The 18,626-nt window shown below is 68.6% G+C and carries 15 protein-coding genes; 7 read left to right on the top strand and 8 right to left on the bottom strand.

All coding sequences use genetic code 11. The features are described 5' to 3' along the window. Window positions 1-78 precede the first annotated feature (78 nt). A complete protein-coding gene (locus EV643_RS30015) occupies window positions 79-1,275 on the top strand; it encodes an RNA-guided endonuclease InsQ/TnpB family protein (protein WP_133803537.1) in 1,197 nt (398 codons plus the stop codon). 66 nt (window positions 1,276-1,341) lie between these two features. Here the strand turns inward: EV643_RS30015 and EV643_RS44330 are convergent, their stop codons facing one another. Next, entirely contained in the window at window positions 1,342-1,503 is a 162-nt protein-coding gene (locus tag EV643_RS44330) for a glycoside hydrolase family 12 protein (RefSeq protein WP_166665624.1), read from the bottom strand. Window positions 1,504-1,631: 128 nt separating this feature from the next. On the opposite strand from EV643_RS44330, the gene EV643_RS30010 reads away from it, so the two are divergent. Beyond that, window positions 1,632-2,654, top strand: a complete 1,023-nt coding sequence (locus EV643_RS30010; protein WP_133803536.1) for a LacI family DNA-binding transcriptional regulator — start codon at window positions 1,632-1,634, stop codon at window positions 2,652-2,654. Here the strand turns inward: EV643_RS30010 and EV643_RS30005 are convergent. Beyond that, the gene (locus EV643_RS30005; protein WP_133803535.1) at window positions 2,636-4,825 is read right to left on the bottom strand and encodes a WD40/YVTN/BNR-like repeat-containing protein; all 2,190 of its coding nucleotides are present in this window, start codon (window positions 4,823-4,825) and stop codon (window positions 2,636-2,638) included. The genes EV643_RS30010 and EV643_RS30005 overlap by 19 nt on opposite strands. A 23-nt stretch (window positions 4,826-4,848) precedes the next feature. Further along, the gene (locus EV643_RS30000) at window positions 4,849-5,811 is read right to left on the bottom strand and encodes a carbohydrate ABC transporter permease (protein ID WP_133803534.1); all 963 of its coding nucleotides are present in this window, start codon (window positions 5,809-5,811) and stop codon (window positions 4,849-4,851) included. Between the two features lie 107 nt (window positions 5,812-5,918). On the opposite strand from EV643_RS30000, the gene EV643_RS29995 reads away from it, so the two are divergent. After that, window positions 5,919-6,533 carry a helix-turn-helix domain-containing protein gene (locus EV643_RS29995; protein ID WP_133803533.1) on the top strand — a complete coding sequence of 205 codons (615 nt, stop codon included), beginning with the start codon at window positions 5,919-5,921 and terminating at the stop codon, window positions 6,531-6,533. A 36-nt stretch (window positions 6,534-6,569) separates the two neighbouring features. Here EV643_RS29995 and EV643_RS29990 read toward each other — a convergent pair whose 3' ends face one another. Then, window positions 6,570-7,571 carry an ABC transporter permease gene (locus tag EV643_RS29990; RefSeq protein WP_238165893.1) on the bottom strand — a complete coding sequence of 334 codons (1,002 nt, stop codon included), beginning with the start codon at window positions 7,569-7,571 and terminating at the stop codon, window positions 6,570-6,572. Beyond that, on the bottom strand, window positions 7,555-9,222 hold the full coding sequence (locus tag EV643_RS29985) for a type 2 periplasmic-binding domain-containing protein (protein ID WP_133803532.1): 1,668 nt from the start codon (window positions 9,220-9,222) through the stop codon (window positions 7,555-7,557). Before EV643_RS29985 ends, EV643_RS29990 begins: the two co-directional genes overlap by 17 nt. A 121-nt stretch (window positions 9,223-9,343) precedes the next feature. Here EV643_RS29985 and EV643_RS29980 point away from each other — a divergent pair, with 121 nt between their 5' ends. The 4 genes from EV643_RS29980 to EV643_RS29965 all read left to right on the top strand — a co-directional run bounded on the left by EV643_RS29980 (window position 9,344) and on the right by EV643_RS29965 (window position 15,883). Next, on the top strand, window positions 9,344-10,546 hold the full coding sequence (locus EV643_RS29980; protein WP_133803531.1) for an ROK family transcriptional regulator: 1,203 nt from the start codon (window positions 9,344-9,346) through the stop codon (window positions 10,544-10,546). A 203-nt stretch (window positions 10,547-10,749) separates the two neighbouring features. After that, entirely contained in the window at window positions 10,750-13,641 is a 2,892-nt protein-coding gene (locus tag EV643_RS29975) for a glycoside hydrolase family 3 protein (RefSeq protein WP_133803530.1), read from the top strand. A gap of 84 nt (window positions 13,642-13,725) precedes the next feature. Beyond that, on the top strand, window positions 13,726-14,667 hold the full coding sequence (locus EV643_RS29970) for a zinc metalloprotease (RefSeq protein WP_133803529.1): 942 nt from the start codon (window positions 13,726-13,728) through the stop codon (window positions 14,665-14,667). Between the two features lie 52 nt (window positions 14,668-14,719). Then, window positions 14,720-15,883: a D-alanyl-D-alanine carboxypeptidase family protein gene (locus tag EV643_RS29965; protein ID WP_133803528.1), complete on the top strand. Its 1,164-nt coding sequence runs from the start codon at window positions 14,720-14,722 to the stop codon at window positions 15,881-15,883. A gap of 1 nt (window position 15,884) precedes the next feature. On the opposite strand, the gene EV643_RS29960 is transcribed toward EV643_RS29965, so the two are convergent. The 3 genes from EV643_RS29960 to trpS are packed head-to-tail and all read right to left on the bottom strand — an operon-like array spanning window position 15,885 to window position 18,575. After that, a complete protein-coding gene (locus EV643_RS29960) occupies window positions 15,885-16,934 on the bottom strand; it encodes a YihY/virulence factor BrkB family protein (protein ID WP_133803527.1) in 1,050 nt (349 codons plus the stop codon). Between the two features lie 28 nt (window positions 16,935-16,962). Next, the gene (locus tag EV643_RS29955; RefSeq protein WP_133803526.1) at window positions 16,963-17,475 is read right to left on the bottom strand and encodes a 2'-5' RNA ligase family protein; all 513 of its coding nucleotides are present in this window, start codon (window positions 17,473-17,475) and stop codon (window positions 16,963-16,965) included. 8 nt (window positions 17,476-17,483) lie between these two features. Beyond that, a complete protein-coding gene (trpS, locus tag EV643_RS29950; protein WP_133803525.1) occupies window positions 17,484-18,575 on the bottom strand; it encodes a tryptophan--tRNA ligase in 1,092 nt (363 codons plus the stop codon). Window positions 18,576-18,626 lie beyond the last annotated feature (51 nt).

The raw sequence follows: 18,626 nt of genomic DNA, 5'->3' as shown, positions 1-18,626 counted from the left end.
CTTCAAGGCGGGGAGGAACCGCGACCCCCTCCCTTCGGAAACTGGGAACTGTCGGTCCCTGCTGATTGGATCGGTGGCATGTCCCGATACCGGCTGTACCCGACTCCCACGCAGCAGGCCGCGTTGCTGGAACAGTGCAGGCACGCCCGGTACCTGTGGAACATGGCGCTGGAGCAATGGTCGATGTGGACCCCCGACAAACGCCCGACGCCCGGGTACGTCGAGCAGGCCCGCCAGTTGACCGAGGCCCGGGCCGCGTCCGGCTGGCTGCGGGCCGGGTCGCAGACCGTGCAGCAACAGGCGTTGCGGGACTTCGACCAGGCGGTCAGGAACTTCTACGCCGGGACCCACCGGCGGCCAACCTGGCGCAGAGCCGGAGTGCACGAGGGGTTCCGCATCGTCGGCTCCCAGGCGTCCCGGGTCGTCAAGCTGAACCGGAAGTGGGCCGCGGTCAAGGTGCCGAAGGTCGGCTGGGTCCGGTTCCGGCTGTCCCGTGCGGTTCCGGACGCGAAGTCGTACCGGATCACCCGCGACCGGATGGGCCGTTGGCACCTCGCGTTCGCCGCGATCCCGCCGCCGATCCCCGCACCCGGTACCGGTGAGGTGGTCGGGGTGGACCGCGGCGTCACCGTCTCGGCGGCCCTGTCCACCGGCGAACTGCTGACCTGCCCCGGGCTGACGGAGCGCGAACAGGCACGGCTCAAGCAGCTGCAGCGCCGCCGCGCCCGCTGCCGTCGCGGCTCCAAGCGCCGTGGGCGGGTGAAGGCCGCGATCGCGAAGCTGTACGCCCGGGCCGGTGACCGGCGCAAGGACTGGGTGGAGCAGACCAGCACCGACCTCGCCCGACGGTTCGATGTCATCCGCGTCGAGAACCTGCGGATCGGACCGATGACCCGGCGCCCCAAGCCCAAGCCCGATCCGGAACGACCAGGTCGGTACCTGCCGAACCGTCGCCGCGCCAAGGCCGGGCTGAACCGGGGGATCCTGGCCAACGGGTGGGGCGACCTGGTGGCCCGGCTGGAGCACAAGGCCGCGGGCCGGGTGGAGAAGGTGAATCCTGCGTACACGTCGCAGACCTGCAGCGTCTGTGGGCACTGCGCACCGGACAACCGCGAGAGCCAAGCGGTGTTCCGGTGCGCGGCCTGCGGGCACCGGGCGAATGCGGATGTGAACGCGGCAGTGAACATCGCGGCCGGACGGGCCGTCAGCGCACGCCGAGAGACGCCGGCACGGGTCTCGCCGAAGCGTGAACCTCAACTCGCTGCCTCCGGGTAGTGGTTGGAATCCCCCGTCCTTCAGGGCGGGGAGGACGTCAACCACAGCATGACCTCGTAGTAGTAGTTAGTAGTAGCAGCAGCAGTAGGCGTGACCGTCGGCCCAGATGTCGTACGCCGTCGCGTAGGCGCCGCTGCCGGGCCGGTTGACGTTGAAGCTGCTGGTCAAGGTGCCGAGGGCGCTGATCTTCTTGCCGACGGCACGGGCCGAGTGCGGGTACGCCTTCACGCCGCCGGTGTTCGGATGGTCTCATCGGGGCGGATCTGAGACTTGACAGCCGACGGCTGCCAATCGAATCTGGAGGTCCGATCGAAGCGCTTCGACAATGGCAGTGCGACTAAGTGAAGGTAGGCCAGATGGTCACGATCGCCGAGGTGGCTCGTCATGCGGGGGTCGCGGCCAGCACCGTCTCCTACGTGCTGAGCGGCAAGCGCTCGATCTCGTCCGACACCCGCGCGCGGGTCCAGCGCAGCGTCCAGGCCCTGGGCTACCGGCCGAACGCGAGTGCCCGTGCGCTCGCCAGTCAGCGGGCGAACGTGCTCGCGCTCGTCGTCCCGTTGCGGACCGGCATGCACGTCCCGGTGATGATGCAGTTCGCGACCTCGGTCGTCACCACGGCCCGCCGGTTCGACCACGACGTACTGCTGCTGACCGCCGACGAAGGTCCCGAGGGCCTCGAGCGGGTGGCGCAAAGCTCGCTGGTGGACGCACTGGTGGTGATGGACGTCGAGCTGCACGACGAGCGAGTCCCCGTACTGCGTGAGCTGCCGATGCCGTCCGTGCTGATCGGCTACCCGGCCGACGCCGACGGGCTGACCTGTATCGACCTGGACTTCGTCGCGGCCGGCGCGCAGTGCGTCGACCATCTCGCCGACCTCGGCCACCACTCGATCGCCTTGCTCGGTACGCCGTCCGCGGTCTACGAGCGGCAGACCGGATTCGCCCAGCGCACCCTCACCGGCTTCGTCGACGCGGCCGGACGACGAGGTGTGCTCGGTGTCGAAACGCCGTGCGAGCACACCTTCGACGCCGTCCTGCACACGGTCGAGCAACTGCTCCGCGATCACCCCGGCATCACCGGCCTGGTGGTGCAGAACGAGCCGATCATCGGCCCACTGCTCGACGTCTTGCGTCGCCTCGGCCGCCGGGTGCCTGAGGACATGTCGCTGGTGGCGATCTGCGCCGACGACGTCGCCGAGAGCCAGGTCCCGCGGCTGTCCTCGGTCACCATCCCGGCCGAGCAGATCGGCCTGCAAGCGGTCGAATCCCTGATCACCAAGCTGGAAGGCGGCTCCGTCCCGGCGCTGACGCTGCTCCCGCCGGGGTTGACCGCGCGAGCCAGCTCCTCCCAGCCAACCGGTCATATCGGTTCTCCATAAGGGATCCCGAACCCGTTGGTGGAGATGAAGACGCGCCCGTAGACCCGGGGATCGGCTGCGATCGCCTCCCCCGTCGACGCGTACTGATGCCGGTCGTCGTTCACCCGCAGCCAACTCCGCCCGCTGTCGTCCGACCGGAAGATCCCGCGCACGCCGCCGACCTTGCCCGAGGTGTAGACGGCCATCTCGGTCCGGCCAGGACATGCCTTGCCGAAGCCGACCGTGTACGCCTCCTCGATGCTGGTCACCGGCGAATAGGTCAGGCCGCGATCCACCGATCGATACATCCCACCCGCGCCCGCCGCCAGCCAGCAATGCCCGGCTCGATCGAGCACGGTCTCCAACTTCCCGGATCCGACCGGCAGCGAGTCTGCCGTCGGCGAGAAGCTGCCGGCCCCGTTCTCACTCACGTACGCCGTACCGGTGGCCGGGTCGAATGCATAGAAGACACCAGCCTCCACTCGATCGCCGACAACCACCGCGGTCGGCAGCAGACCGGTGATCGCCGTCCAGGTCGTACCGCGATCCCTCGAGTAGTGCGGGACGACGTCTCCCGGGATCCAGACCAGGGTCCTCGCGTCGGCACTGACGACGATCCGGCCAGGTCGCGTGAGCCCGGCCGGCTCGCCCGCAAACGGCTGCCAGCTCACCCCGGCATCCGTCGAATAGGCCCCACGCTGCAAGGGATCGCCGTACGCGACCCGGACCACGAAACCCTCCGCCTTGGCCGCGTAGTCCAGGCTGGTGGACGTTCCGCTGACGGGGTTGGCCGCCTGACCGTCCGGCGGTACGACGTCCAGCCGGGCGTGCCGATAGACCCCGATGTCCCCGAGAGCACTGATCAGCGGCGGTCCCCACGGTGGACTGATCAGATCGAGTACCGCGGTCTCCTCCAGCCCCTGCGCCCGGACCGACCAGTGGGTGCTGCGGCCCGCCTCCGCCTCGGTCGCGTCGTCGGTGCCGAAGATCGTGGCGCCGGTGACATAGAGGACCTTGTCCGAGTCGAACGGGTCGATCGAGATGTCCCCGATCATCCAGCCCAGCTTGGGCGTCCCGTGGAAGTTCAGGTACGGCGCGCCCGAGGTGTCGAGCACGATCCGTTCGGCGATCGAGTGCCAGGTCCGGCCGCCGTCGATCGTGCGGAACACGTCGTCGACCGGGCCCCACCTGCTCATCGTCGACACCATCACGGTGCCCGGCCGCCGTGGATCCGTCGCGAGTCCGCCATACCCGAACCCCGCCTCACCGCCTTCGTTCGGCCGCAACGGGGTGATGTCGGTCCACCCACCGGTCGAGGGGTCCAGCTTGTGCACGGCACCGTCGTACATCTCGTACGGACCGGGCAGGTCGCCGTAGGTCAGGTAGATGTTGCCATCGGCCCCCAGTTCGCCGTGGTGCGGGAGCAGTCCGACGGGCTGGCCGTCGACCGGCGCCCACGACAGTCCGGCGTCGGTACTGCGATAGAGCGGGACGGCCGGATCCGTCACGCCGGCGTAGATCACCGGCGTCGGGCGGCCGCGACGGGCGCCGCGTGGATCGAAGAAGACGAAGGCGATCCCGATTCCCGGCGTTCCGGTCGACGGGAAGCTGTCGAGTCGACTCCAGGTCTCACCTCGATCGGCGCTGCGCCACAGTCCCTGGTTCCGGGTGCCGAACAGGAGCACTCGGCCGTCGCGCGGATCGACCACCAGCCGCTCACCCATCGATCGACCCGGCTCGTTGCCGCCCAGTTTGAACGGCAGATCGGCCCGCTCGAAGGTCCTGCCCTGATCTGCTGAGCGCAGGATCGCACCGTTGATCGGCGACCACTCGTTGGTGTAGGTGCCGACGGCAAGGAACAGCCGGGCGGGATCCTCCGGATCGAGGGCGAGGCTCTCCACTCCGGTCCAGTTCCACTCGTCCCAGCCGATCCAGGCGAGCAGCTGAACCCAGCGGTTCGTCCGGTTGTCGAGCCGGACCGCGCCGCCGATGTCGGTCCGCGCGTAGACCAGGCCGCGCTGCCTCGGGTGGTGGATGATCCCGGTGACGAACCCGCCGCCGACGATCTCGACATTGCGCCACCGATACCGGTTCGCCGGCGATGCACCGGCCGCAACCGGAACGCCGCCGGCGGCCACCGCCAGCGCCGTACCGGTGCCTAGAGCAAGGAACTGCCGTCGCGGAAAGGACATTTCGCTCCTCTGGTTCGGGCCGGTCAGCCTTTGACCGCGCCGATGATGACGCCCTTGGTGAAGTGCCGCTGGATGAACGGGTAGACCAGCAGCACCGGCACGATCGCGATCACCACGATCGCCATCTTGATCGCCAGGCTCGGCGCGGGCGCCATCCCCAGCCCGGTCCCGGACGCGATCCCGCCGGCTCCGGTCGGCAGCACCTGCGCCTGCACGATGTACGTCCGCAGCACCATCTGCAACGGCCACTTGTTGTTGTCGTTGATGTACAAGAGCGCATTGAAGAACGCGTTCCAGTACCCGACCGCGTAGAACAGCCCGACCACGGCCACCACCGCCTTGGACAGCGGCATCACGATCCGGCGCAAGATCGCGAACTCCCCGGCACCGTCGATGCGGGCGCTGTCGATCAGCTCACTCGGGATGCCCATGAAGAACGACCGCATCACGATCAGGTTGAACGCCGACACCGCGGTCGGCAGGATCAGCGACGCGTAGCTGTCGATCAGCCCGAGCGCGTTCACCACCAGGTAGCTCGGGATGATGCCCGGCCCGAACAGAAACGTCAGCAGGACGACGAACAACAGCGGCCGGTGAAACAACGACCCCGGCCGCGACAGCCCGTACGCCGCCAACACCGTGATCCCCAGGCTGAACGCCGTACCGATGAAAGTGATCACGATACTGATCAACAACGCACGGGTGACCACTCCACCAGACAACAGTTGCGCGTAGGCGGCCACCGTCAGCTCCCGGGGGACGACCACCAGTCCGCCGGCGCGCGTCACCGCCTCCGTGCTGGACAGGCTCGTCACCACAACGACGTACAACGGGAATGTCACGGCGAGGGCGACCAGGGCCAGGACGACAGGTTTGCTCAGTCGCTCGAGTCTGGTCGGCTCCTCCTCCCAGACCGGGCGGCCCGACTCGACCCGTGCCTGCCGCCGGGCCAGTTGCCGAGTGGTCGTCAACGATTGCGTGGTCATGATCGGGTTGGTCGCGGGAAGGCCCCGTCTTTGAGGGCGGGGAGGAACCGCGACTCCCTCCCTTCGGGGATCGGGGATTGTCGGTCCCGCCTGATTGGGTAAGTGGCATGTCCCGCTACCGGATGTACCCGACACCCGCGCAGCAGATTGCGTTGCTGGAGCAGTGCCGGCAGGCCCGGTACGTCTGGAACCTGGCGCTCGAGCAATGGTCCATGTGGACCCCCGACAAGGGCCCAACACCGGGATACGTCGAGCAGTGCCGACAGTTGACCGAGGCCCGGGCCGCGTTCGGCTGGCTGCGCGCCGGGTCGCAGACCGTCCAGCAGCAGGCGCTGCGCGACTTCGACCAGGCCGTCCGGAACTTCTACGCAGGGACCCATCGGCGGCCGACCTGGCGCAAAGCCGGGCTGCACGAGGGGTTCCGGATCGTCGGCCGCCAGGCGTCCCGGATCGTCAAGCTGAACCGCAAGTGGGCCGCGGTCAGCGTGCCCAAGGTCGGCCGGGTCCGGTTCCGGCTGATCCGGTACGACTTGGCGTCGGGAACCGCACCGGACAACCGCGAGAGCCAAGCGGTGTTCCGGTGCGCAGCCTGCGGACACCGGGCGAACGCGGACGTGAACGCGGCAGCCAACATCGCGGCCGGACGGGCCGTCAGCGCACGCCGAGAGACGCCACCACGCGTCTCGCCGAAGCGTGAACCTCAACACACTACCTCCACGTAGTAGTTGGAATCCCCGTCCCTCAGGGCGGGGAGGACGTCAAGATCGGGAATACACCCCCTGCTCACCCACGAGATGGGCGAATCGATTGGCCACCAGGACCAGGACGAGTCCGACGACGCCCTTGAAGAGGCCGGCCGCGGCGCCGTACCCGAAATCGCCGACCAGCAGGCCCTGGTAGTAGACGTAGGTGTCGAGCACCTCAGCCGCGTTGCCACCGACGGCGCTGCGCTGCAGGATGAACTGCTCGAAGCCGACCGTCAGCGCGTCGCCGAGCCGGAGGATGAGCAGCAGCACGATCACCGGTCGGAGCCCGGGCAGCGTGATGTGCCACAACCTGCGCCGCCGGTTCGCGCCGTCGGCCGCCGCGGCCTCGTACAGGGCGGGGTTGATCGTGCTGAGGGCGGCGAGGAACACGATCATGCCCCAGCCGGCGTCCTTCCAGATCGACTGCGCGGTCACCAGCAGGATGAACGTGTGGGGTTTGGTCATCAGGTCGATGGCCTCGTACCCATTCGCCCGCAGCGACTGGGCCAGCAGCCCGGCTCCGCCGATCATCTGCTGGAACAACGAGACGACCAGTACCCAGGAGAAGAAATGCGGGAGGTACACGACGCCCTGGATCAAGGTGCGCAACCGGACCGACAGCACGCTGTTGAGCAGCAGGGCCAACGCGATCGGGATCGGGAAGAAGAACACCAGCTGGACCGCGGTGATCGACAGGGTGTTGAGCACCGCCGTCCAGAAGGCGGGTTCGGCGAACATCCGGCTGAAGTTGGCCAGCCCGATGAACTCGCTGTCCCGGATCCCGGCGTACGGGGAGTAGTCCTGGAACGCGATCACGTTGCCGAGGGTCGGGAAGTAGTGGAACACCCCGAGCAGCACGACCACCGGCAAGACCATCAACAGCAAGGGCCAGTCCCGACGCAACCGATGCCGAAACCCCGCGCCACCGCGACGGCGTCGTCCACCCGACCCGGTGCCGGCCCGTGCCTCGACCACCGGGTCCGCGCTCACTGGACGCTTAGCGACCGTTGTCACTGAGTACCTTGGCGTAGAAGTCCCGGCCCTCGTTGCCGCCGTTGGTCTGCCACGCCTTGACCGCGGTCTTCAGCTCGCTGACCGGCTTACGGCCGCGGAAGATGTCCTGCAGCGCGTCGTCGAACGGTTGGTTGAGCGCCGCCATCTTGGCCGGCTGCTCGACTCGGATCCCGTCGAACAGGTTCTTCTCCTGCACCTTGGCCGCCGCGTTCTGCCACTCGCTCATCGACTGCACGTAGCCCGGGTACTCGCTCTGGGTGATAGCCGTCGGCCGGCCGCCGAGGAAGATGTAGGTCTGCGACACCTCCTTCTGGCCCAGAGCGGTGAGCTTCGGCGCACCGGACGGCTGTTTGGTGTAGTGCGTGCCCTCCTTCCCGTACATGTAGAGCTGGTTCTCCTCGGTCCCGAACGGCGCGGCGGTGTAGTTGAGGACGCCGAGCAGCTCCTTCACCCGGGCCTCGCCGAGCCCCTTCTTCACGAAGGTGAAGATGCCGGCCGGGTCGCCGCCCCAGGTGATCGGCGTCCCGCCGTCATGGGCGAACGGCATCACTGGCTGCGGGTTGTACTTCGGGTTGATCGTGGCCTGGCGCTGCAGCGACTCCTGCCAGCCACCGAGCCCGTTCTGGCGGATCACCAGCTTGCCGCCCTCGAACAGCGCGTTCTGGTCCGCGCCGGCGTTGCCGACGACCTCGGGGTGCACGTAGCCGGTCTGGAACAGCTTCCGGATGAAGGCCACCGCCTCCTCGAACTCCGGTGTCTCGATCTTGTGCACCAGCTTGCCGTCAGATTCCTTGCGCCAGCCCGACGGTGCCCCGAACGCCCGGATCACCTCGTCGGAGACCCCGCCGAAGGCCCAGCGGTTCGCCTTCGCATCGGTCAGTTGCTTGCCCAGCGCGAGCAGGTCGTCGCCGTTCTTCGGCGGTTCGGCGCCGAACTGGTCGCAGATGTCCTTGCGATACATCAGCATCCAGGGGAAGCCGTCCGAGGGGAACGGCACCGCCTTGAGCTGGTTGTTCCAGACGCCGTACGCCCAGGCCCTGGTCGGCAGGTTGGCCAGCATCGGGTACGCCGAAGCCTTGTCCCCGGCCAGATACGGCGTCAGGTCCTCGAACAGCTTGTCCACCGCCTGACCGAACCGGGTCAGCCCGGCGATGTTCCAGCCCGGGACGCAGAGCAGCTCCGGCACGTTGCCCGCGGCAAGGATCGGGCCGAGCTTGTCGCCGTAGTCGTTGCCGTTCAGGATGTTGAACCGGACCGGCGCGCCGATCCGCTCGTTGTTCACGTCGTAGTACGAGTTGTTGCCGAGGCCGGGCGGCATCGGGCTCCACAGCGGCGTCATCGCGGACACTTCCTTGCCGCTCGTGACCGCCTTGTCCGGGACGGCCCGCTTCAGCTCGGCCGGGTACTTGGTGAAACCCGGCGCGGCGCCGTTCTCACCCGGCAGGTCCGGTTTGACCGACTCGTACGCGATGTACTTCGGCAGCAGCCCGGACAGCTTGTCCTCGGTCTCGGCCCGCCCGGACGTCGACGAACCGGACTTGCCGTCCGAGCAACCGGTCAGCGTGGCGCCGCCGGCGGTCACCGCGGCGCCCGCGCCGAGCAGGGAGATGAACGTCCGGCGGCTGGTGCCGCCGCCCACTGGTCCAGTCACGATGGCTCTCCTGGATCTCTTGACCTAGAATTAGTTGGGCTAGTAGCCAAACAAATTAACTCACACCCGATGACGCCACAAGGTGTAGAACTGAGCCAGGCACAATTCGACGGGACGGACCTTGATCACACAGACCGCTGGCCATACGGACATCCGCGCCACCAACCTGGCCGCGGTGCTGGGTTTCCTGCGCCGGGAAGCGCCGTGTTCGCGAGCGGCGATCGCGAGCGGGACAGGGCTGAACAAGGCGACCGTGACGAGCATCGTCGGCGATCTGCTCGAGCGGCGACTGGTCCGCGAGACCCAGCAGACCCAGAACCACGTCGGCCGGCCCGCCACCCTGCTGGTCCTGGACGGTTCGGCATACGCCGCGGTCGGCCTGGAGGTCAGCGCGAACGGGCTCAGCGCCCTCGCCTTCGACACCGCCGGCGACCAGCTGCTGCGCTGGCACCGAGCCGGGCCGGGCGCGGACGCCGGGCCGGCGAAGACGATCGCCGCGCTGGCGGTGCTGGCCCGCCGCGCGATCAGCACGGTCCAGTCGTCCGGTCGCGAGGTGCTGGGGATCACGGTCGGCGTTCCGGGGCTGATCGACCGGGACGGAGTCGTCGTCCTGGCCGCCGGCCTGGGCTGGCGGGACGTCCGGCTGCGCACCGAGCTGACGGCCGCCCTCGGCCGTCCGGACATCCCGGTGGCGGTCGACAACGACGCCAATCTGGGCGCGCTGGCCGACCAGCTGCACGGCCCGTTCGCGGGGTGCGACAACCTGATCCACCTGACCGGCGACACCGGCATCGGCGCCGGCGTGATCGCCGACGGCCGGTTGCTCCGCGGTGACCTCGGCTATGCCGGCGAGATCGGACACCTGCGGCTGGTCGCCGACGGTCCGCTCTGCGGCTGCGGTCGCCGCGGCTGTCTGGAGGCGCTGGCCGGCCTGCCCGCCATCCTGTCCCGCAGCGATCCCGCCGCCGATCCCGATCCACAGGTCCAGCTCGAACACCTGATCCGCCGGGCCGAGGCCGGCGAGGCCGCGGTCACCAAGATCCTGGCCGAAGCCGGGACCCACCTGGGCAACGGCATCGCCGCGCTCGTCAACGTCCTCAACCCGGCGGCCATCACCCTGGGCGGCTCCTACGCCCTGCTGGCCGACCACCTCATCCCGTCCATCGAGCAAGTCCTTTCCGAGTCGGTCATCACCCCCGACGCGGGCGGCTGCACGATCGCCCCCTCGGCCTTCCCCCGGACCGCGACCACCCTCGGCGCCGCGGCCCATTCGCTGATCTCACTGAACTCCGGCCGTCTCCCGAAGTTGACGGTGAACTCTTGACCTGCCGCGACCGGGATGCGAGCCTCTGAGTCACTCCGTCGTAACAAGGTCGTCACAGACCGAGACGGATTTTGATACCTTCCCCGCCCCACCACCCCGGTCTTTTTCAACCGCCATCGTCGAAGCGCTTCGATCATCATCAGAGCGGCGAACTCCGATGCTCACTCGAAGCGCTTCGACACCAGCCAGCAGTGGAGTCCGCCATGAGTACTCCGGCCCCGCCTCCCCCGTTCCGCGATGTCACGCGACCGCTCGGCGAACGGCTCGATGACCTCCTCGGCCGGCTCACCACCGAGGAGAAGCTGGCCCTCCTGCACCAGCACCAGGCACCGGTTCACCGCCTCGGTCTCGACTCCTTCCGGACCGGTACCGAGGCGCTCCACGGAGTCGCCTGGCTGGGTCCCGCGACCGTCTTCCCGCAGGCGCTCGGCCTCGCCACGACGTGGCACCCGGAGCTCGTCCGCGCGGTCGGGTCCGCGGTCGGCGACGAGGTCCGGGTCTTCCATCAGAAGGACCCGGCCGGCGTCGGACTCAACGTCTGGGCGCCCGTCGTCAACCCATTGCGTGACCCCCGCTGGGGCCGCAACGAGGAGGGGTACTCCGAGGATCCGTGGCTGACCGGCGTCATCGCCACGGCGTACGGGCACGGGTTGGCGGGTGACGATCCGGGTCGGCTGAAGACGGCGCCCACGCTCAAGCATTTCCTTGCCTACAACAACGAAACCGATCGCTGTACGACGTCGAGCAACCTTCCGCCCCGGGTCCTGCACGAGTACGAGCTGCCGGCCTTCCGGGCCCCGATCGAAGCCGGTGCCGCGGTCGCCGTGATGCCGTCGTACAACCTGGTGAACGGACGGCCGGCCCACCTCAGCCCGCTCATCAACGACGCCATCCGGAGCTGGACCGACGACGAACTGCTCGTGGTCAGCGACGCCGGCGCACCCGCCAACCTGGTCGACCTCCAGCGGGCGTACACCGACCGTCCGACCGCGTACGCGGCGGCCCTGAAAGCCGGCGTGGACAGCTTCACCCAGGACGACAACGACGCCGGCCCCTCGATCCGCCACCTCACCGAGGCTCTCGATCGGGGCCTCATCACGCTCGCGGACATCGACGCAGCCGCCAAGCATGCGCTCGCGATCCGGCTCCGCCTCGGCGAGTTCGATCAGTCCCAATTTCCTTCCCCGCCCCACCACCCCGGTCTGGCCGACCCGTACCAGACGCTCGAGCCCGACCTGGTGAACTGCCCCGCGCACCGCGACCTCGCGCACGAGGCGGCCAGGCAGTCCATCGTCCTGCTGAAGCACGAGTGCCACGTCCTGCCGCTTGACGCCGCCTCGATTCAGCGGATCGCCGTCATCGGCCCGCTCGCGAACACCCTCACCGCGGACTGGTACGCCGGGACGCTCCCCTACCAGGTCACGGCGCTGGACGGAATCGTCGAACGGCTCGGGCAGGAGCGAGTCGAGTACTGCGAGGGCGTCGACCGGATCGCCCTCCGGATCGCGGGCTCCGCTTCGTGGTTGTCGATCGGCGCCGACACCGTACTGCGCGCCGAGGCCGACGCCGGCGAGCACACCTGGTTCGACGTGTTCGACTGGGGCGGCAGCGCTTGGGCCCTGCGGGCGGTCCGCACCGGCCGCCACCTGACCGTCACCGAGGACGGCGAGCTGGTCGCCGATCAGCCCGGCCCGAACGGCTGGGAGGTCAAGCAGACGTTCCAGCTGATCGAGACCGCCGCCGGGACCACACTGGTCCGGCAACTGAACAGCGGCTTGTACCTGCACGTGGACGCGACCGGCACGGTCACGCTCGCCGATCCGGATGAAGCGACACCCTTCGAGATCGATCTCGTCATCGACGGCGCCGCTCGGGCGGCCGAGGCAGCGGCCCGGGCGGACAGCGCAGTCGTTGTCGTCGGCAACCATCCGCTGGTGAACGGGCGGGAGACCGAGGACCGCGCCGACCTCGATCTGCCCGCCGCCCAGGACCGGCTGGTGCGCGCGGTCCATCAAGCGAATTGCCGCACGGTCATGGTGATGAGCAGCAGCTACCCGTTCTCGGTGGATTGGGCCCAGCGGAACCTGCCTGCCCTGTTGTGGTCGGCGCACGGCGGTCAGGAGTACGGCCGGGCGCTGGCCGACATCCTCTTCGGCGACCGGGATCCCGCCGGGCGACTGCCGCAGACGTGGTACCACTCCGTCGCCGATCTGCCCGATCTGCTCGACTACGACATCATCGCCACGGACGCCACCTACCTGTACTACCGCGGCACGCCGCTCTACCCCTTCGGCCACGGCCTCAGCTACACGACGTTCGCGTACTCCGACCTCCGGCTCGACGCGATCACCGTCCCCGCTGACGGCGAGGTGGAAGTCAGCTTCACCGTTACCAACACCGGCAGCCGGCCCGGGCAGGAGGTGGTCCAGCTGTACGCCCATCAGCAACGCTCGCGGGTCAAACAACCACTGCGCCAACTCCGCGGTTTCCAGCGGCTCTCGTTGAATCCCGGCGAAAGCAGGCAGGTCGCAATGCGGATCACCGCGGCCGATCTCGCCGGTTGGGATGTCACCCGGGATCGGCCCTGTGTCGAGGCCGCGCGGCACAGCGTCATGGTCGGCCGATCCAGCACCGACATCCGGCTCGCCACCACCATCGACGTACAGGGTGAACGGATCCCGCCCCGGACGATGCGCCGGCTCGCCGCGTCGAGCTTCGACCAGTACTGCGCGATGACGCTGACGCCGGGCTCCGACGATCGCGGGGACGCCGCTCTCTCGCTGGATCCCGGTGCTTGGCTGGCCTTCGATGATGTCGATTTGGGCTCCGTGGTCTCGAAGTACACGGCTCGCATTGCCAATCAGGGGACGGCACCGGCGACAGTCGAGTTGCGAGTCGATGATCCGATGCACGGTGACCTGCTTGGCGTCTTCCGGGTTCCGCCTACCGGTCGTGGTACTTGGATCGACGCTGAGTGCGACCTGGTCGCGGCTGGCGGCGTACACACCCTGTTCGTCGTGTTCTCCGCTGCCGATCTTGTCCTGGACGGCTTAGGTGAGGCGCAGTACTGCCAAGGCACTGGTGGGACGGGATAGGGCTTGGCGGTTCGCGGGATGACGCTGAAAATCACCTGATTCGGCCGCACCGCCCGAAGCGGCCCCATCCTGGAGGAACGCAGCATGCGATCTTTCACCACCCGTCCCCGCGTCCTGGCCGTGCTGTTGGCCGGTACGGCGCTCGCGTTCAGCCCACTCGGCGGCCAGGCCACGGCCAAACTCCCAGTGGACCAGCTGACCAACCCCTGCTTCACCCCGGAGAACAGCACCTCCGCGCGTGGCGGTCAGAAGGCCGACCACCGCGAGCTGAGCGTGGCCGAGCAGAAGGCGATCGACGCGCGCACCGCGGAGATCCTGAAGGCCAAGAAGGCCCGCGGCCTCGCGCCGGCCGCCGGGACGCTCGCCTCGGCCACGGTGCCGGTCTACATCCACGTGATGCGTGACTCGGCCGGCAACGGCGACGTCACCGACACGCAGATCGCGCAGCAGATCGCCGAACTGAACCAGGACTTCGCCGGCGGCGAGTCCTCGGCCGCGGCGAACACCGGCTTCAACTTCACCTTGGCCGGCACGTTCCGGTACAACAACAACCAGTGGCACAAGGACCGGCAGAGCACGACGTACCGGTCGCAGACCCGCAAGGGCGGCGCCAACGCGCTGAACATCTGGCTGGTGAACTTCAGCTACCTCGGTATCGCCACCTTCCCGTGGGACTACTCGAGCAACCCCAGCATCGACGGCATCCGGGTGCAGTACACCTCGCTGCCGGGCGGTTCGGCGACGAACTTCAACCTCGGCAAGACGGCCACGCACGAGGCCGGCCACTGGTTCGGGCTGTACCACACGTTCCAGGGTGGCTGCACCAGCACGAACGACTCGGTGTCCGACACCCCGGCGCAGAGCAGCGCGACCAGCGGCTGCCCGGCCGGCCGGGACTCCTGCTCGTTGCCCGGTCTCGACCCGATCTACAACTACATGGATTACTCGTACGACTCCTGCTACAACCAGTTCACCCCCGGCCAGAGCACCCGGATCAGCAGCATGTGGACGGCGTACCGCGGCTAGACAAGCTGGGCCGGGTTTCGGAGGGACCGGATGTTTGTCTAGAGTGCCGCCGATGCGTTGTCTTCTGACGGCTCTCGCGACCGGTATGGCCAGTACGGCCATGCTGGTCGCGGGGCCGTTCACGGCGACCGCCGCCGCCCAGGGCTCCGGAAGCCCGGTCGGCGGCGCTCTGCTGACCGCGGAACCCAAGGTCGTCGCGGACGGCGCGACACCACCGCCGGTGCACGCGGCGTCGTACGTGCTCGCCGACCTGACCACCGGCACGGTCCTGGCGGCCAAGGCGCCACACGCCAAACTCCGGCCGGCCAGCACGCTCAAGACCCTCACCGCCCTGGTTCTGCTGCCGCGACTGACCAAGACGGACGTCTTGGTCGGCACGGACGAGGACGCGGGTATCGAGGGCAGCAAGGTCGGCATCTCCCCGGGCCTGCGGTACTCGGTGGACCTGTTGTTCCAGGGGATGTTCCTGGCGTCCGGCAACGACGCCGTCCACGCACTGGCGAACCACGATGCCGGTGGCATTCCCGCGACGACCCAGCGGATGAACAAGCTGGCCGGCCAACTCGGTGCGCTCGACACCCACGTCACCGATCCGACCGGGCTCGACGCGGACGGGCAGTACTCGTCGGCGTACGACCTGGCGTTGTTCGCCCAGGCGGGACTGGCCCGGCCGGACTTCGCGAAGTACGCGGGGACGAAGTACACGACCTTCCCGCTGGCGAAAACCGGTACGTACCAGGTGGCGAACCAGAACCGGCTGCTGTTCGGGTACGACGGTGCGCTGGGCGTGAAGACGGGTTACACCACGCTTGCCCGCAACACCTTCGTCGGCGCCGCCCGCCGCGGCGGCCACACGCTCGTGGTCACGCTGATGAACTCACCGCACGGCATCACCGAGGACGCCAGCAGCCTGCTGGACTGGGGCTTTCTGCACTACGACGCGCTCAACCCGATCGGGACCCTGGTGAAGCCGGCGGTCCCCGCACCGGCCACGGGGAAGAGCCGCGAAGTCGAGAGAAAGGCCGTTGAAAGGCCGACTCTCCCCAAGCGCAGTCGGACCGTGCTGGCTTCAGGCCAGGCCGTCCAGGGGATCGTCTACCGGATCCCGGTCTGGGCGTACGCCGCGCCGCCGATCCTCTTGCTGAGCTTGTTCCTGCGCCGCCCCCGCGCCCTCCGCATCCGCAACCGCCGCAGCACGCGCAGCCGCCGCCACTGAACTATCGGCGCAGAGATTTGGCCGCTCGGGCGAGTTGGACGGTCAAGGCAGCCGCCGTCGCTCCGAGCAGGGCACCCGCCGCGACGGCGACGGAATCGGCCTTCTTCGCCGGGATCGGGACCACCTTGTACCGCTTCCCCGGCGGACCCTTCAGCAGCGGCTCTTCGACCGGCTCCGGGGTCTCTGCCTCGACGGCGACCGGCTCGCGATCGAGTGCGGCCTCCTTCGTCCATGCGGCGATCAGCATGATCCCCCGGGTCAGCAGGTAGATCCACACCAGCAGCGCCAGCGGCAACGCCAGCGCCCCGTACGCCGCGTTGTTGCCGATCACCTGGTCGACGTACACGTTGCCCAGCCGCTGCGCCGCATAGAAGAGGGCGCCTCCGACCAGCGCCGCGATCAGGGCGACCTTGCGCGGCAGGATGATCCGCGGCAACGCCGTCTGCAGGTACAGGAACAGCACCGCGCCCGCCGCGATCCCGACCACCAGACTGATCAGCCCGAGGCCCCAGTCCGCCAGCCAGGTGCCGTCCAGATCGGACCACTCGACGATCTTCTTCGACAGCCCGGTCAGCACCGACGAGGCGCCCGTCGCCAGCAGCCCGATCAGGCCGAGACCGATCAACGCACCGAGATCGACCAGTTTGAGCTTGACCGGGTTGCCGGGCTGGTCATCCAGCTCGTGCATCGACCGGATCGAGGCTCGCAACGAGTCGATCCAGCCGAGCCCGGTGAACAGCAGGGACGCGGCGGAGATGAGTCCGATGGTGCCGGCGTTGTTCACCAGCGAGTCGAGGTCGATCCGGTCGCCGATACCAGGCAGGTTCTGCTTGAGGGCGTCCTTCAGGTCGTCGATCGCCGACGCGGGCAGCAGGACACCGGTGACGGCCGCCGCCAGCACGATCAACGGGAACAGCGACAGGAAGCCGAAAAAGGTGGTCGCGCCGGCCAATCGGTTGCCCCGGCGGTCGCCGTACCGCTTCCAGGCTCGCCAGAGTTGCGAACGCTTGAACCGTGCCCAGACAGCCTTGCCCCGTGCCTTGACGCCCATGGTTCTCCCGTACCCCGACTGAGGCTGTCTAGCCTGCCAGCGGGAAGCTTCGCTGCGGCCGCCACACGCCGTCGGCACCGTGCTCGTACCGGCTGAAGGCGGTCACGTCGAAGCCGCAGTCGTACGTCGACAGAGTGTCGTACGCCCGGTCCAGTGATTCCTTGTCCAGATCGTGCGCCACGGTCACGTGCGGGTGGTACGGGAAGCGCAGCTCGACCTTGAGCGGCCCGGACCGGACCTGCGACTGCAGCACCTCGCAGGACGAGATCCCCTCCGCCAGGGTCACGAACACCACCGGCGAGATCGGCCGGAAGGTCGCCGTACCGCGCAGCCGGATACGGAAGCTCGGGAACCGGGCGGCGACCCGCAGCAGGTGCTCGTCGACCCGCTCGAGTTCCGCGTCGTCCACCTCGGTCGGCGGCAGCAACGTCACGTGCGTCGGGATCGACGACGCCATCGGATCACCGAAGTCGGCCCGGTACTTCTGCAACTCCGAACCATAGGGTTCCGCGATCGGGATCGCGACACCGATCGTCGCCATCCGGCGGCCTACCGGCCCGATCCAGGCACGGACCCGGCGTCGGATGCAGGGCCGTACCCAGGGCCGCGTACAAAGCCGAGGCGGTCGTAGACCCGCTCCAGCGTCGGCTCGGTGACGGCTCGGGCCCGCTCGGCCCCGGCGGCCAGAATCTTGTCCAGCTCGGCCGGGTCGTCCAGGTAGCCGAGCGTCTTCTCCCGGAACGGCGTGACGAACTCGACCACCAGCTCGGCCAGGTCCTTCTTGAAGTCGCCGTACCCGCGGCCGGCGTACTCGTCCTCCAGCTCGCTGATCTTCCGCCCGCTGAGCGCGGTGTAGATGGTCAGCAGGTTCGCCACCCCGGCCTTGTTCTCCGGGTCGAAGACGACGTCCCGGCCGGAGTCGGTGACGGCGGAGCGGATCTTCTTCGCGCTCACCTTCGGGTCGTCCAGCAGATCGATGATGCCGGCCGGCGAGGAGGACGACTTGCTCATCTTCGCGGTCGGGTCCTGCAGGTCCGCGATCTTCGCGGTCTCCTTGACGATGTACGACTCGGGCAGCCGGAACGTCTTGCCGAACCGGTGGTTGAACCGCTGCGCCAGGTCGCGGGTCAGCTCCAGGTGCTGGCGCTGGTCCTCGCCGACGGGGACCCGGTCGGCCTGGTAGATCAGGATGTCCGCGGCCTGCAGGATCGGGTACGTGAACAGGCCGACCGTCGCCCGGTCGGTGCCGCCCTTGGAAGACTTGTCCTTGAACTGTGTCATCCGGCTGGCCTCGCCGAACCCGGTGATGCAGCCGAGCACCCAGCTGAGCTGGGCGTGCTCAGGGACGTGCGACTGGACGAACAGCGTCGACCGCTCCGGGTCGATCCCGGCCGCCAGCAACTGGGCGACCGACCGCCGGGTCCGGTCCCGCAGCGCCTTCGGCTCGTACTCCACCGTGATGGCGTGCAGGTCCACCACGCAGTAGAACGCGTCGTGGTCCTCCTGCAGCGCGACCCACTGACGCACCGCGCCCAGGTAGTTGCCGAAGTGGAAGGAGTCGGCCGTCGGCTGGATCCCGGACAGCACCCGAGGGCGTCGCTGGGACCCGGCCACGGAGGGGTCGGGCACGGCTGCAGACATGCCCCCGATTCTGCCAGCGCCCCGGGTCCGCTCCACACCGGGGCAGGCCTG

The organism is Kribbella caucasensis, assembly GCF_004361855.1.
In the GTDB taxonomy this organism is placed as follows: Bacteria; Actinomycetota; Actinomycetes; order Propionibacteriales; family Kribbellaceae; genus Kribbella; species Kribbella caucasensis.
The sequence above is the reverse complement of the archived record's forward strand: the minus strand, read 5'-3'. Positions and strand labels throughout refer to the sequence as shown.